At 51.3% G+C, this 14,599-nt stretch carries 17 protein-coding genes; 2 read left to right on the top strand and 15 right to left on the bottom strand.

Translation table 11 applies throughout. From position 1 onward, the window contains the following. Positions 1-21: 21 nt before the first annotated feature. Both GH769_RS25720 and GH769_RS25725 read right to left on the bottom strand, forming a co-directional pair. Entirely contained in the window at positions 22-639 is a 618-nt protein-coding gene (locus GH769_RS25720) for a hypothetical protein (RefSeq protein ID WP_032901746.1), read from the bottom strand. 79 nt (positions 640-718) lie between these two features. Then, the gene (locus tag GH769_RS25725; RefSeq protein ID WP_108538446.1) at positions 719-1,669 is read right to left on the bottom strand and encodes an RES domain-containing protein; all 951 of its coding nucleotides are present in this window, start codon (positions 1,667-1,669) and stop codon (positions 719-721) included. Between the two features lie 842 nt (positions 1,670-2,511). Here GH769_RS25725 and GH769_RS25730 point away from each other — a divergent pair. Further along, positions 2,512-3,141 carry a hypothetical protein gene (locus GH769_RS25730; protein ID WP_153649903.1) on the top strand — a complete coding sequence of 210 codons (630 nt, stop codon included), beginning with the start codon at positions 2,512-2,514 and terminating at the stop codon, positions 3,139-3,141. A gap of 95 nt (positions 3,142-3,236) precedes the next feature. Here GH769_RS25730 and GH769_RS25735 read toward each other — a convergent pair whose 3' ends face one another. The 6 genes from GH769_RS25735 to GH769_RS25760 form a co-directional block, all read right to left on the bottom strand. Then, positions 3,237-3,437 (bottom strand): hypothetical protein, encoded by a 201-nt coding sequence (locus GH769_RS25735; protein WP_153649904.1) that lies wholly within the window; start codon positions 3,435-3,437, stop codon positions 3,237-3,239. After that, on the bottom strand, positions 3,424-4,050 hold the full coding sequence (locus tag GH769_RS25740) for a hypothetical protein (RefSeq protein ID WP_153649905.1): 627 nt from the start codon (positions 4,048-4,050) through the stop codon (positions 3,424-3,426). The genes GH769_RS25735 and GH769_RS25740 overlap by 14 nt, the downstream gene beginning before the upstream one ends. A gap of 683 nt (positions 4,051-4,733) precedes the next feature. Next, positions 4,734-4,955 carry a hypothetical protein gene (locus GH769_RS25745; protein ID WP_153649906.1) on the bottom strand — a complete coding sequence of 74 codons (222 nt, stop codon included), beginning with the start codon at positions 4,953-4,955 and terminating at the stop codon, positions 4,734-4,736. A 645-nt stretch (positions 4,956-5,600) separates the two neighbouring features. Next, positions 5,601-5,786 carry a hypothetical protein gene (locus GH769_RS25750; RefSeq protein WP_153649907.1) on the bottom strand — a complete coding sequence of 62 codons (186 nt, stop codon included), beginning with the start codon at positions 5,784-5,786 and terminating at the stop codon, positions 5,601-5,603. A gap of 11 nt (positions 5,787-5,797) precedes the next feature. Next, positions 5,798-7,081, bottom strand: a complete 1,284-nt coding sequence (locus GH769_RS25755; RefSeq protein WP_153649908.1) for a hypothetical protein — start codon at positions 7,079-7,081, stop codon at positions 5,798-5,800. A 608-nt stretch (positions 7,082-7,689) separates the two neighbouring features. Further along, positions 7,690-8,301, bottom strand: coding sequence for a hypothetical protein (locus tag GH769_RS25760; protein WP_153649909.1), 612 nt, complete (start codon positions 8,299-8,301; stop codon positions 7,690-7,692). An 864-nt stretch (positions 8,302-9,165) separates the two neighbouring features. Between GH769_RS25760 and GH769_RS25765 the strand changes: the two genes are divergently transcribed. Continuing rightward, positions 9,166-10,488 carry a DUF6602 domain-containing protein gene (locus tag GH769_RS25765; RefSeq protein ID WP_153649910.1) on the top strand — a complete coding sequence of 441 codons (1,323 nt, stop codon included), beginning with the start codon at positions 9,166-9,168 and terminating at the stop codon, positions 10,486-10,488. A gap of 339 nt (positions 10,489-10,827) precedes the next feature. On the opposite strand, the gene GH769_RS25770 is transcribed toward GH769_RS25765, so the two are convergent. From GH769_RS25770 to GH769_RS25800, 7 genes are all read right to left on the bottom strand, one after another. Further along, the gene (locus GH769_RS25770; RefSeq protein WP_153649911.1) at positions 10,828-11,412 is read right to left on the bottom strand and encodes a hypothetical protein; all 585 of its coding nucleotides are present in this window, start codon (positions 11,410-11,412) and stop codon (positions 10,828-10,830) included. Between the two features lie 33 nt (positions 11,413-11,445). Continuing rightward, positions 11,446-11,808, bottom strand: coding sequence for a hypothetical protein (locus GH769_RS25775; protein ID WP_153649912.1), 363 nt, complete (start codon positions 11,806-11,808; stop codon positions 11,446-11,448). Between the two features lie 106 nt (positions 11,809-11,914). Continuing rightward, complete coding sequence (locus GH769_RS25780; RefSeq protein ID WP_153649913.1) at positions 11,915-12,343, bottom strand: hypothetical protein; 429 nt, start codon at positions 12,341-12,343, stop codon at positions 11,915-11,917. Positions 12,344-12,467: 124 nt separating this feature from the next. Beyond that, entirely contained in the window at positions 12,468-12,902 is a 435-nt protein-coding gene (locus GH769_RS25785) for a hypothetical protein (protein WP_153649914.1), read from the bottom strand. A gap of 43 nt (positions 12,903-12,945) precedes the next feature. Beyond that, positions 12,946-13,530 carry a tail assembly protein gene (locus tag GH769_RS25790; protein WP_153649915.1) on the bottom strand — a complete coding sequence of 195 codons (585 nt, stop codon included), beginning with the start codon at positions 13,528-13,530 and terminating at the stop codon, positions 12,946-12,948. Then, the gene (locus tag GH769_RS25795) at positions 13,527-14,105 is read right to left on the bottom strand and encodes a tail assembly protein (RefSeq protein ID WP_010214208.1); all 579 of its coding nucleotides are present in this window, start codon (positions 14,103-14,105) and stop codon (positions 13,527-13,529) included. Before GH769_RS25795 ends, GH769_RS25790 begins: the two co-directional genes overlap by 4 nt. Positions 14,106-14,113: 8 nt before the next feature. Further along, positions 14,114-14,494, bottom strand: coding sequence for a hypothetical protein (locus GH769_RS25800; protein WP_153649916.1), 381 nt, complete (start codon positions 14,492-14,494; stop codon positions 14,114-14,116). Positions 14,495-14,599 lie beyond the last annotated feature (105 nt).

The following is a 14,599-nucleotide window of genomic DNA, read 5'->3' on the forward strand; positions in this document are numbered from 1 at the left end:
AACGTGTGGGAATAAATACGTTCATTCTTCCTCGCGCAGTTCGGCGGGCGCGCGCTTTTCCAGGTTCGCCAAAACGACTTTCTTGAAGCTCGATGAGAGGCGGCTTAATCGTCTATGCATCATGATCGAGTAAACGAATGCGACGAAGCAGAAAGTCGTTGTCAGAGTTTTGTATTCAGGCGACGCATAAAGATAAGCGACAACCGTACCTGCCAAAGCATTGAATGCCGTGCCGCGAGCAATTCGGTCCCTGCTGACATAGCCTTCCATTGTTCTTACAGCATCCGCAGGAGAGTATGCCATGATCGCGGCGGTGTTCTTGTAGGGCTCTCTTTTGGGAGTACCTACAATAAAATGATATATCCATGCGAGAGTGTTCAGCGTTTTCGGCGAAATACTCACCTGCTTATTAACCCATCCCGTCAGTTCTCTGGTTCTACGTATAATATATGAGGATGTGGCGTCGACATAAATTCCCAAGATATACGCAATGGGCAGGTAGATCAGAATTAATGTTTCTCTATGATCGTTGATCGTGTGTAACAGCAGTGGGTAGTAGTTCAGAACAACCGCTGTCAGCCAAGCCGATGCGACGACGCCAGAAATCAGGTACTCGATCAGCGCTACTGCAAATTGCATTACGCCTCCATTGAAAAAGTGTTCATTGTTCTAGTGACAAGCTTTGTGTGCGCCGGGTTATTTTAGTAGCTTGTGAGTTTTATATGTAGGGTAGTAGCTTGAATGGTGTTGTGTTGGGTTGTTCATAGTTGTTTCGTTTGATAGAGTTTTTAGTTATTTTTCTAAGCTGAGCGATCCTCTGTTCTACCTTGTTGTGTTCAGCCATGAATCGTGATTTATTATCGTGGTACACCAGCGTCGTGAGCCGTTTTTTTTTCTTTATGTTAGGTAAAAGTATTTTCAAATGGTAAGGCCGATAATGCTCATCGCATCGTGCAAGCCAACCGACTTGCAGGTATGCGGCAGGTAGTTTTTCCTCATCCATCGCGAGGTTTGTTATAGAGCTAATTTCTCCCCATGTTGCGTCGTTGTGTTTTTCCATGACCCTTACGGAGTCATACGCGATTCCATGATGCGCATCATACTTGAGGTATTCATTGTATATGCGGGTTATGACGGGGTAAAAGTTTTCATCTTTACTTTTGAGTAATGAATTTATTAGTTTTGTGTATTTTGAGGTGTTAGGTGGGGTGTATATAAAATGCGTATCGGTTTTGAGTATAAAATAACTATAAAGAAAATGCTCGCCGGGCTCTATTCCACACTCTTTCAGTGCCACAAATGCATGGTCGGCCAAATACAGCGTGCGTTCTCCTGCGGCATTGAAGCGGCCAATACGGGTTTGTGCAACTTCGCCCTCTGGAGGGAAAAAATCGCTAACCGTTAGAGGGTTTTTTAATAGTGTTCTCAGCTTTTCATCTCGTACTCTGCGAACCCTTGAAAAAATTGACCCTTTACAGTAAGTACGTAATTCCAAGGGCAATACCCCGGAACTGAATGTGTCGGGCATCGAATCGGGTATTAGGTACTTGCGTATGGCGGCGCAGTAACCGTCAACACCTATAGTGGGATCGAATTTTTCGAATTTTGGGGCGGGCGGCGAACCAAATTTAAGTTCGAAGTACAAAGAAGGCGTTTTTCTTAAGTCCATTTAATGATTGACCAACGTCCGAGGCGTGCATTTGTGTGATGGGTAAAGAGTAGTCACTGGGACAGTGCCCAAACAGTATGACTGACTCCGCCTGCCTGCAACACACTGCGTCAACAGGCGACAGATTTATTTTTGACAAAAAAGGACAGATTTATTTTCAAACCGTCGTGAAGCCGCTAAGGAGGGAAACATTTCGTAAGTCGATGAGAAGCTCCTGGTGCTTCAAAAGCGCTTTCCGAGCGAGGTCTTATCAGCGCGGTTTGAGCTGTTGCATAAGCACTAAATCACCACCCAAAAAAAAGCCCCAGATCTCCCGACCTGAGGCTTTTCCATTTCACATCTGGTGCCCCGGCGCCGTTTGAACCTGTGGGTAAAGTTACCGTTTTTAAAGGGTTTGGTATGCTTTGCGTTTTTAAGGGATACACCTGGGGATACATGGCGCTGGCTGCTGGGGTGTTTTCGGCCGGTTTTGCGCACGCCAAGAAAAGCGCCGAGGCTCGTTGCTCCATCCCCGACGAACGGCACCGTGATGCGCCCGCCGCAAGTGCAAAGGTGTGGTCATCACCACCACTCTTTGATGGATCAGCCGATAGGTGGCCCTCCTTTTCGTTCCTCACTTTTGAGGAGCCATCGCCACACTTTTGCGGCGATGGTGCTGGCGCCGTGTGGCAGTTCCACCACACAGAGGCGTTTTTGCCATTCCCCTGCGCCAGCACCACCCCGCATCGGGGTAGTGGTCATTTATGGCATCGCGCTCATATGGTTGCTGATCGTTTTAAGGGTGTTCACCAACGCGCCGCTGAATCAATATGGACACCTCGATTTGACCAGGGATGGGTGCCGTGCGCGATAAAATTTCAGGGATGGCCAATACGGCTTTGCTCGGCGTGGTCATTGTTCTACAACTGACGCTCATTTTTCTTGGCAACGGGTGGAAAGAAGGGCTCGAGGCACTGGATCATTTTGGCTCATTTCTTGGTGGCGTGGCTGGCCTAACTGCTGCCGGGATAGCGCTACTGGGGTTTAACGTCTGGAAGCGCCAAATCACGCATGGGAAGTATCTCACTCTGATTTGGGAGGCGATGGTGGCGTTACAACGCCTTGAATCGCACCTGTCGCTCTCGGGTCTAAATTTGTTCTTCCGTTTTGAAACCGATCACAACGAGCATTTCACAAAGGCGGTCGCTGAAGATCGCTTGATTACCGAGCAGCTATTCAGATATTTGAAAGAATCCTGCGCTGCTGTTGATGTCGTGGCAGCTCGAAACGGTGTCGAGCTCTCGAACCTATGCGAGTTCATGAGAACGCGGGTGTTGTTGCTCTATCACTTCACAGACAAACCGGGTTACGTGAATTCGCCAGAGGGCATCATTGTCTGGAGTAGCAAAGTTGCAGATCTGAACGAACCGGTGACGGTAGAGGCGAATTTGTTGCGAAGAAAACTTAAAGACCTGGAACAAAAGTTCGGTTGAGTTTTGCTTGCGGAGGGGGCGCAGTTTCTGGGCTCCCATTTCGGTAGGGCAGGTGCTGGAAATCTACCGAGATCCCAGTAGTTCCAGCGGGCCGCCTATAGACGCATTTCCCTGATAACCCGCCGAGGCTCCGCGCCCTGGGAGAGGGCTCGCCGTGCGTCCTTGGTGAGCTGGTCGAGCGCTTGCTCCTCGAATGCTGCCGCCATTGCTCTGGCCTTCCTGACAATCAGCAGCGCCAGCTCCGGCGGAAACACCATCTTGTCGGCGGGTAGATAATCACAGTCAATAACGGACACGGCTCTGTCCTCGGTGTGCGGTTGGTGTTGGCGCCGGTGCGGCTTGGCGCAGGAAGCGAAGTAAGTCGATCGCGTCGCCTGCAGAGGCGGAGACTCGATAGTCTAAAGGTCCTATCCCGCAAGCCTCTCCCACAAGATCTGTGTAACGGAAAAGGCCGGCGAAGAAGTGACTTACTTCCTCTGCCGCGTGCGCTGCCAAAGACTGACCATCACGCACGGTTTTCCAGTCCAAGTGGGAGATCAGTTTATTCCTTGCTGGCTTTATCACTTCGCGATAGGCGCTCAGCTTATCCGACACCAACTCTATCTCGGATGAATACAGGTTGACGGCCTTCAGATGTTTGTTCAGGTTGGCCAAGGTTAGATTCTGCTGAGCCCCTGTTTGTGCCGGATCTGTGATTTTGCAAATTTGAAGGAGTATGTGATCGATCACAATCCGATTCAGGTCAAGAAAAAGCGCCGGCGCTACACGATGTAGCAAGGCGTCCGTCTCGGGGCCACCCTCATACAAAGTTTTGTAAAGGTTGTAGCAGTTAGTGAGCCAAATACACTCTTCTCGAAAGTGAACAAACTTTTCTCTCAGCGCTGCAATTTCCGGGTCTTCAATGTTCATTTCGCCCCCATCATTATCATTGGCTGCGTCGTGATTACGCTCTCGGCTGAGCCTAGTCGTTTTGTTCTGATTTCAGTCTGATGGAAGTCTCGGTAAATACTTGACGAGCATCAAGCGCCAGGACACCTCATTTCACGCTGTCGGCGGCGTGCTGCGCGGGCTGCGGGCAGTTTGCCCGTGGTCTGTCGGCGAAAATCCGTCTAGGGCCTGTCTAGTATTGCCTGGCGCGCTGAGCATTTGTGTAGCCCGGTATTTCACCACCCCATCCTGCCAGCAGGGCCTTGATATTGATCGAGCAATTACCTTGACGGATACCTCTAGAATTCTTGACGAGGCTAACGCTGGCCAATCTGCGCGAATGCCCGCAAAGCTTTGTCCTGCGTGGCTTTCAGCGATCAAACTGCGGGTGGCACCAGATAAATCCGTCAAGACCTGTCAAGAATTTGGTCAAGGCTCCGTCAAGGATGGTCAAGGATTTGAGGGCCGTATATCCATCTCTGGACTTCTGATGTGGCTCTCGGAACCGCCCGCGGCGGGACACACCCCTAATTCTGGACGTGGTGACTATCTGGCCTGCTATGCCGATCGGTCGGAGCCCTTGATTGCTGTGGCTCCCGGGCTGTGTCTGGTCGCGTTCCGCGGCGCGATCCGTCCAGAACTGTCCAGAATTATTTGCCTCCTCACTATTGGCCCAGACTGCCCGCCACGGCCAGCTCAGCAATGCCCTGACGAATGAACACCAGGTTCTCATCGAGCGTTTCGAGAGCGCCGCGCACGTTGTTGGCAATGTCTGCCGATCCGCGCTGCTCTACCCAGTTGGAAAGCTCCTCTACCGCGGCGCCCAGGGCGAGCTGGTTTTTATTCAGGCGGTCGAACAGGTTAGCGATCAGTTTGGTGTCCGTCATGGTGGCTCTCCGTGTTTCGAGGAAGCGTAGCACCGGCGCCGTGAACGCCTGGAATCACCTTTACGTGGTGTGCGTCTGCCGGCGGCAAAGTGCCCTGGCAATGTGATACGGGATTTCCCCGCATCTAATGCGTGAGCCCCGCCCGCCCGGGCCGATGCGCGTTCTCAGTCGGCCACGCTCGCCGAATCCGTCTCATGCCTGTCTCACATTGGGCAGCGATTCGGTAAAGGGCAGGTAAAAGATAGAAGGGACGAAAGGGCGGCGTTCGTCTGGGGTCTGTCAGGGGTATCAGCGGCCGCGGTGCGCTTGTTTGACGGGCTGTCCACGCGATAAGCCTCAGACGCCCACCCGGCATGGTTTTGGTCTGATGCCTGTCTCGCAATCCGTCAAAGCGTGGTCAAAGTAATATCCGGCGCCAGCGTGTTGGAATCTACACGGTGAGTTGAATTCATCACTCAATGCTGGCGCGGATCGTGCGTGCCGGCCATTCGACCCCGAACCGTAGGTTTGGACTGCGTCTGGCCCGGCTGCCAGTGGAAACCACTGCAAAATACGGGAAACGAAAGTGGAAACCAGTGTCCCGTGGTAGGAGTAAGAAAAAAGATCAAAAAAAACCCGCAAAATGCGGGTTCTTATCTGGAGGACTTATGCGCAATAGGCGGACATAAGCTCCTGTGCGCTTGGTTTTGATTCCAAACGTTTTAGCAGCGTATCGTACTGCTGAGCTTTTTCTTGGGGTGCAGGTGATATCTGCTGATTCTCAAACTTAAGCGCCGCGCGAGCGCTTGAAAGCAATTCATCATGTGTTTGAGTCTGAGATAGAAAACTCATCGCCTTCTCCATCATTCTGCCCTTCTAAAAAAACGTGGATTCAATTCTGCCTTGAAATAGTGCTTCCGGTCGATCCAAACGAACCCGTCATGCTTGCTAATGATGGCAACGTCAATCGGGCCTGAAACTGATTCGCTAGGCTTCGTTACCCTTTCTTTAAGCGATTCTAGCTCAATTAGGCTCTTTGCCAATCCAGCCATGTCCGGTAAGGGTAGCGAATGTATAATGTTCGAGAGGGGAAAGAAATGCTGGCTGCGAATTTTGTGGAACCACTTGTCTGTATGCCCATCTCGAGCGTCAGCTACAAGCGCCGCAAGGCGTTCATCGGAAAGCACCTCCTCGACTCCACACTCTTCCATGACCTTTCGTCCGAAATCAGCTAGAGCTAGACCTGTGGAGTCGGAAACGGCTCCAAAAACGTCTGGTGCTACACCCATTCGGAATGTGTCAATCATGCTGGTCGTCGCGAAAGGCTGAATGATTGCCGGAGACTCCGCATCCATTTCTCTAGGAGGCTGTCGGGAGTAGATCAGACGATCACCTAAGAAACCGTAACACTCGAAGACCTCCAATGTCGGGTAGTAATCATCTTTGCCGTATCCGGCAATCACAACTCCGGTTAGATCGGCAAAATTTATAAAATCTTTTATCGCGTACTTTATAAGTGTATTTACAAATTTACCAACGAGAGGCTGTCTTTCCGGAATCCCTTTAAAGGTCACTAGTGAGTCTGGAACTATTTCAACAAAAGAAGCTGAGGTCTTTGCAATTGCATTTGCGATATCAACTTCTGTGAGCAGATCATGTAGCTCTGTGTCTTCCACAATTTGTTCTATGGTGGTTAGATTTTCATCTAACTCCTCTACAGAAAGGTTCGCTAGATCTTCAACGTTATCAAAGCCTTGAATCTGAGCCATCGACCTCTGCATTCGGTAAGCGGCAGAGCCAATCAGATTGAACAACGACTGGCTTTTGGCTTGATCCGAAAAGAGCTTGTCATGATGTTCTATGAAATCAAAAAAACGGCTTGGGTACGCTTCGAGGCGATCATGTTGCTCGGTACCGAGGTCTTCCCTAAACGACTTTATTGCAAGCTCCCAAGGTACTCCCTGTAGAGCGGCTGACCCGTAAATCATTAGTCCAACAGGAGCAGATCTGGAAAGCTCAAATAGCTTATTTGCCCCTTTAAAGTATCGTCGTTCCTGTACACCATCTTTCCACGATGTAACCGTAGTTGCACTATCAGCTGCCAAGACGACAGCTGTACGGCTCATTATTGCTATTTCAGCAGTCATACCTTCAATTACTCCCTGTATTCCTGACGCTACCGTAAAGGACCGACATAGCGTTGGATGGTAGCTGCTTGCCATCAGGTCGGCCACTTCGCTTTTGTGTCAAAGATCATCCGAAACTTACCGAGTCGCTGTTGAGTTGCGAGCAATCCAGAGCTTTGTTGTTGATGATCACCGTGCTCTCGCCTATCCAGCATTTCTTTGATTGCAGCGGAGGTTTGAAAGCGAAAGCTTTTCAGGCCTGCTGCTGACAAGCCAGAGATGTGAGGCTAAGCATCTCCTCGCGAGTGGGGCTGGTTCGCGCGTTGGCTGTTGCGAACCTCAGTGCGAACCTACCTCCGGTGCGCACTCGGCATACGTGTTAGCGGTGCGCAATTTGCGCAATTGCAACGCAGTAAACCGGTGGGCCATTGCTGCCATAGGAGCGCCTGGCATCATGTGGTCCCAATCTGAAACAACTCGATCTGCTGTTACACCGGCTGTTACAAGGCCTCAGTGCGTGAATATGCTGCGTGACGGGGGCGTGAACGTTGCCAGGGCACAGCTTCGCGCAGGCCAGGTGCGCGATGGGCGTGCGCGAAACAATGCGCGAGAACCGCGGACGCCTGCGCCTATTGGATGCCGCATTGACGCAATGCGACCTCCAGCGACTGGTCCAGTACATATTCCCCGGTCGTAGACGCCGCTTGATTCAGGCCTACAGTGCGATAGATAAGCGTCTTGCCGGATCGCATCTCTTTGAGAATTGACTGAGCTTTCTCGCCTGTTGATGCGGTAAACGGCGACATGGACCGTGCTGTAGCTTCCATGGCAGTCTTGTAGGCGTTTTCCACTATCTGTTGCTGCTGGGGATCTTTCGGTGCGTAGGCTTGCATAGCTTTGAGCTGGCCCTCGGGCACATAGTCCAGCGGGGTTTCGCTGGTGCTGATCGTCCATGCTTTGTTCTGATCGACTCTGAGCTGGACGTCGCCGACCGGGATCAGGAAGCGGCCTCCGCTTTTCACGCCCACTCTTAGGTCGCCATTTACCACCTCAATGTATGGGTAGTATTGATTGCTGACGGTGTATATCCCACCCCTTGTGTAGTAGCTGCCCACCGTGACCGCGCAGCTGGATTTATCAGTGAATTTGTCAGTGTTGCGGACAGTCACCCATTCGACAGCAGGGCCGGTAGCACAGCCAGACGTCAGTAGGGCGAGCAATAAGACAGGGGCGAGCTTCACATTCACATTCCTTGTATTGGGTTGATCTTGTCAGGTGGCCGGCAATATAGCAGGCGGGACTGCTATACCGCGTGGCTCGGCCAGCATTTGGCTCCCCCATGGTGTGTCTCTCCGGGAGGAATTGGACGAGCAGTTGGCCTGCCAGTAGTGGTCACTGATGGTTGTTACCGCGCTTGGTCACCACCCTGGCTCCGGCGTAAATCAACGCCAAACCGTGGATACCAGAGTGGATACCGCCCGATCGGCTCAGCGCCAGGGGCCTAACAAAACTTAGCCTTTTTTCTGGTCAGAATCTGCCGCTGGCGTGCCGAAGCTACTTGTCAAAACTTGACATCGGAGCGGCGCGGCAACCTGTCATCGAGCGCGCACCAGAACCTGACAAAACCTGACATTGGATCGAGTGTGGGGTCTGGCTCGATGTTGAGAAATGTTAAGGTCAGGCCGGTCTGGGGCCATTGGCAACGCTCGCCGCCTGTTAGCTAAAGTTAGTCGCGCGGCAGGTTGGTCAGCGTCTCACCCTGTTAACAATTGCCAATGTTGGCGGGCGCCTCTGTGATGGAGAGCCCTTTGATGCATGATAACCATGCGAGGTGGTTACTTTTCGTTGTTACTCGGTCGGTTACCGCATTAGTCGGATGATTGGCAGGCGGTAGGTACCGGCAGGTTTAGATCCATAACTGCCGTTGATGCCAGAAAGAAATTGGCGTATGGCTGTCCTTTTCCGGCGGGTATTATGCGATTTGGGCAGCTATCAATTCATGAGTAAGATCAAGGATAAGTCGAGTCGCACACAGTCATTGTAACTGGGGATATGATGAATCATTTTCACTGCGCGTTAAATTAAGTGTTGCCAATGGAGGTTGTATGATTCTCAAAGCATCGGAGCTTCTTGGAAAATTTATTGAGGCCGAGAAAAAAAAGCTCGATGGTTTTGATATGCCCCACATGCCGACTCTTGGGACGGCCTATGAAGAAATCACCAGGCAAGGTATATATCAAGATTTTGTCATTCCCAAAAGCTTAGATCTTCGGGTTGTTTCGGGTTTTATCTCTATTGGAGGTGAAATGCTGGGTGAGCAAATAGATTGCATGCTTGTCCACGGCGATGGAGAGAGGTACGGTCTTACGCAGGAGTATAAGTACGATATTAATAGTGTTCTTTGCATTTTTGAAGTTAAAAAGACCTTAAGGAAAGCCGAGTACGTCGATGCCATGCAGCATTTGGCCAAAATCCGGAGGAAATTTGCTGATAATTTCGAGGATCGACTGATTAATGAAGGGTGTAGGCCGGATATATCCCATGCACGCCTACGGTTCTCTCAGTTGACTGGTAAAGTGGCGCCTGAGGAATATCTTGATATACACCAGCTATCGAAAGCCGACGGCATATTGTTTTATACGCTTGTTCAAGAGTCGTTGTCGCCGATTACCATAATCCATGGTTACGGAGGTTATAAAACTGAGAATGGTCTTAGAACTGCGTTTTCAGATATTCTTGAAGAGGCTTGGGAGAGTGGAAGTGGCTGGGGAATCCCAAGCATTCCTACACTTGTTACGGCTAATAATTTTTGCCTTGTTAAAGGTAGCGGTATTCCTTTTTTAGTTGTTCAGAACAGAAATGAGTGGGTCTCTGTATTTTCTACTAGGCACAATTCAGCGAAGCTGATTTTAGAGTTGATTTGGTCAAAAATTGGCGAGTATTTTAATGCCAAAATGCCCTGGGATGATGGATTGCATATGGATAGTGTGCAGCCTTTATTGATTGCAGAAGCTAGGGAGATTGATGGTGCTGCGGGCTGGGTGTATAGAACACAGGAATTTAAGGAAAAATACATGGTGCGAGGCGATGATAATTTGTGGTCGCCTTCGGAAATAGGCAAAGCTGAAATTTCTGCAATAAATATCATGGCGATGCAAGGGGGGTATCTTCCCCTGAATGAAAGCATGAGTGAATATTTAATCCGAGATTACGGCGTGACTATTGAGGAGGTTGCGGAAATTTTAGTCTTGACTCGACAGTTTATGCGTGACGGTGAATATATAAGACCAATACATCCACATACGTATGTGATCACTAATGACGATGACACAGGGTTCGTTGCGTCGGAAATTGAGCGTTTTGATCTCTGGTGCGCAAAAAATGAAATTGAGCCCAACTATATGTCAATTTACTTTATCGGCGAATAGGCGAAAGGCAGCTATTGATCGATTTCTGCTAGTCAGCTGGAGCAACCTAACCTCGGTTCGAGTGAAGGGGGTGGCGCGATGTTTACAAATGTTGACATAAGATCGACCTGGAGCCGGTGACCATGTTCGTCGCCTGTTAGCAAAAGTTAGTTTCGTGAGAGATTGGCCAACCCACCACCCTAGTAACAATTGTCGAGGTTGGCTGGTCTCGGGCGACTCCGTAACAGAAAGCCTTTTATAGATGTAACCAGGCGGAGTAGTTACCGCTCATATTTTCCGAAAAAGATTGGCCATAGCATCTAGATGCATACTTGGATACCGGCGGTTTTCTAAACGATCTTAACGTTTGGGCGATTTATTTCGTATTTTTTCCATGAAAGACGTCATTTGGTCCTCTTGGTCGAAGATCTGGGAAATGTCATCTGAGACCATACCTGTAAACTCGTCGTTTGAAGCTTCTATCATCCGCCTTAGGTGATCCCGAATCTGCAATGCCCAGGAGCTGTTACCTATAGTTTTTGAGTAATTGATATCGGCGTGATCGTAATCAAATGGAAAAAAAGTCCCATAAGCGTCAAATGAATACCGAATGAACACCGACAGCCCACTTAGGTGGTCTTTAAGGTAGTCGTAATGGGTGCGATCTGTCATGAACGTGGCCATGTCGGCGATTCGATCAATGCGATGGCCCGCAGCTTTCACCGCTTTGTAGGTTTCGACTGCATCATCTTGTAGGCGGCTTAATATGGCATGCGCCTTTAACTCGCACTCGCACCCCATCAATAGATCCACAAAGGTCTTTATACGTCCCGTTTTATGGGTCTGGCTCTCCCAGAGGACATCGAATCTATCTAGAAAATCAGAGGCGTCGTGGTGATAGTGTTCTGCGAGTGAATGAAGCACTGAAGCCGGCTTGATTTTCAAATGTGGTTCCTTTCAATTTTTTTCGAGTAAGCCCTATGGTTCATCGTTGGGCTTCGTATCAATAACTATAACGTTCGTGGATTTTTGCAGGAGCTTTTGAATTTCAGAAGCCGAATAGCCTTTTGCTTGGATCGACTGCCCAGTCTCTGTATGGATGATTACTTCACGGCTTTTCCTTGCCTCAATCCATGCAACCACCACCTTCGCTATGGCATTCCAGGGCATTGCTTCTGATAGGGCAGTGATCGCTTCAACCAGTCCCGAGCCTTGGGGGTTAGTCGAAAACATATGGATGGGTTCATGCGGGATTTGGGCCGCATCTAATGCTGCCAGGAATGATCCTGAGCTATGTTTGAAGAGTGTTAAGCGGATTGATGTATGGGTTCCTGTACGCATTCTGTTCTCATTGGTTGGCTTGAAGTTGGGCTACGTCACGAGCTTATAGACGCTGGAGATTAGGCTGACGGCGTACAAAAAGTGGTCAGCTTGGGAACACGAGGCGTCACGCGGGGTACGTGGCATACACCTTTGTTACGACGTAACCGAAAAAGGAAAACAGCATCGTGTAATTTCGCAGCACATACATCGTCTTCGTGCGCTCGGCCACCTTGTCGACTGCATTCCTCGCAATTTGCCGCATTGAGAAGTCATTTAACTGGCTCATTTCAATCATGTGCAAGTAGCCAGAGTTGGCGTTCATGGTTGAGATCGTCGACTCAATACGGAGGAATCCGAATACTGCGCTCAGCGCCATCATGAACAAGGTCGCCAGGTACATCGTGGACACGTTAAGGCCAATGGGGCCGAAGGGCATTGTCTGCGCGAGATAGGCGCAAGCCGCCATTGAGGCTCCGAGGACGAAGCGATCAAAGTTTGCAGATTCAGTGCTCGCGCTTTGGTGGAGCTTTACGCTCCGTTCATCCGCACTCATTTTCAACGTCCTTGAATGGTTACTTTTGGTGGTTACCGGAGTGGTTACCAGCGGCCCAGTGAGACGGGGGTGAAACAGACGATTTGGTCTGAGTGAGACCATATCGTCTGTCTCGATCAGTCAGTTAAATGGAGCTCGGGCGTATGTCCGTTCCATTTTGAGTACCGGAAATCCTCATTTTTTGGGTTTCTCCTGAGCTGACCTCGGCTGCCGTTTCCTTCACGGGCTGACCGATCTGCATTGCACAGAGGCCGTTGCCTTCGTCATCGCCGGCAATGCCAACGATATGCCGACCTGGCTTGACCTTGAATTTCACAATTTCGCCGGTGTCGATGCGGGCGACCTTTTTTCCGTCGATGAGCACGGTGGCCAAGCAGCCGCCAGACGCCCAAAAACCGTTGTCTCGACTAACTGCCAGTGTCGCACCACCAGGAACGTCTGACTGATAGGCGTAGACCCTGTCGGCAGGCACCCGCTTTGCAGAGCCAGGCGCTACTGGTGTGCTTGAACATCCAGTCAGTAGTGCGAAGGTGACGGTGGCGAGCAAAATCCTGTGCATATTTCTTCCTCCGGGGTTGATGGTTCACTTTACACCAGCACCCCTACATCTGGTCTTCGGCGTAAATGGCAGCACTGATGATCGCTCCTCCTACCCGCCGTTTGCCGTAACAGAGCGGCACCGGGTTGCCACTGGCGGTGGTGTTCTTGGCGCTGCCGAAGGCGTACCCGGGGGTATTCTCTGGTGCGGCGCTGGTCTTGAGGCCGCCGGCCTGGGGGCTCAGCATTTGGATAACACCACCAGCAGCGAGAGCAATCCCTGGGGCAAGCGTAGCGCCGTTGGTGAACGGACTGGCCACGATCAACACAATTCCGATGATGGTCTGAAGTATCCCAGCACGCTTGCTACCTGTGATCACGGGGACGACCCGTATCTCCTTGGCTCCGCCGAGTGTCAGCTCGGATTCGCCAACATTCTTCCTGTTGCGGAAAATTGCGAACTCCAGACCGATGGAGCGTGCTCGCGCGATATCGCTCAGGAACCCTGGGTGATTCACATCTATTGCCCTAAGCGCCTCCCTGGTGTCGCCATGAGCGGATAGGGCATAGGTGTGTCTACGGCCGTACTTTTTGGCCAGTGAACCACTGAGCAGAATGGTTGTGCGCGGTGAATATTCGATGGCAGTCATACCCGGTCCTCTGCATAGATAGCGGCGCTGATGATTGCGCCACCCCATCGGCGGCGGCCTATGCAAAGAGGCACGGGTAAGCCCGACGCGACGGTGTTTTTCGCACTACCAAAAGCATAGCCAGGTGTGTTCTCGGGCGCGGCGCTGGACTTCAAACCCTGGGCTTGCGGGCTCAACATCTGAATTACGCCGCCGGCGGCCAAGGCGATACCCGGCGCAAGAGTTGCACCATTTGTGAAAGGGCTCATAACGATCAGTACAGCCCCTATGATCGTTTGCAAGATACCGGCCCGCTTACTGCCGACGATCACGGGGGCGATAATGATGTCGCCATCGCCTTGATAGTTGAGCTCACTCTCTCCGATGTTTTTCTTTCCTCTAAAAACGGCGAACACAAGTCCGCGCGACCTGGCGTTTGAGATGAATCGCTCAAGGCCGGGAATCTGCACGCACAGCGCTTTCAAGGCTTCCGCTGGCGTCCGCACAGCAAGGTCGTAGGACCTGCCGAACTGCCGGAGCTGCCCGTAAAGTTTGATGGTGGTCATAGGGGAGTTATCGAATGCTGTAGCGGCCATAGGGCCTCCTATACGGTGATCGACGGGGCCGATAGCCCAAGGCGAATGGCGAGCACTGCGCGCGACATATGCGCCTGGTCGATGGTCAGTTGTTCCTGGCGCGGGTCGTAGTTCCACACCCGGTTGTAGATCGTTTCGCTTGCCCTGGCGCCGCGGAATGTTCCCCGCATCAGGTCCGCCGAAACCCGGGCCTCTTCCTCGGTGAAGTAGGGGCCATCGATGGTCACTTGCTGACCATTGCGGACGTGCTGGACCTCCCACACCAAGTAGCCTGCGCTTGGCCCCTGAATCAGTTCGTAGGGTTTGAATTTCTGCGTGTTGCATGCGTCGGTGAATCGCTCCTGATAGGTGGGCGTATGGCCCGCCGTGGTGGTGTCTTGATCTGTCATGGTTTCCTCTGTACGCCGCTGGCGCTGGTCATGGGCTGGCGCCCGTTGTTGTTGCTCTGTGTCGCGCCACGTTTTCGTGACTCGCAAAACGTGGCGCGGAAAATG

This window comes from Pseudomonas sp. CFSAN084952 (assembly GCF_009648855.1).
In the GTDB taxonomy this organism is placed as follows: domain Bacteria; phylum Pseudomonadota; class Gammaproteobacteria; order Pseudomonadales; family Pseudomonadaceae; genus Aquipseudomonas; species Aquipseudomonas paracarnis.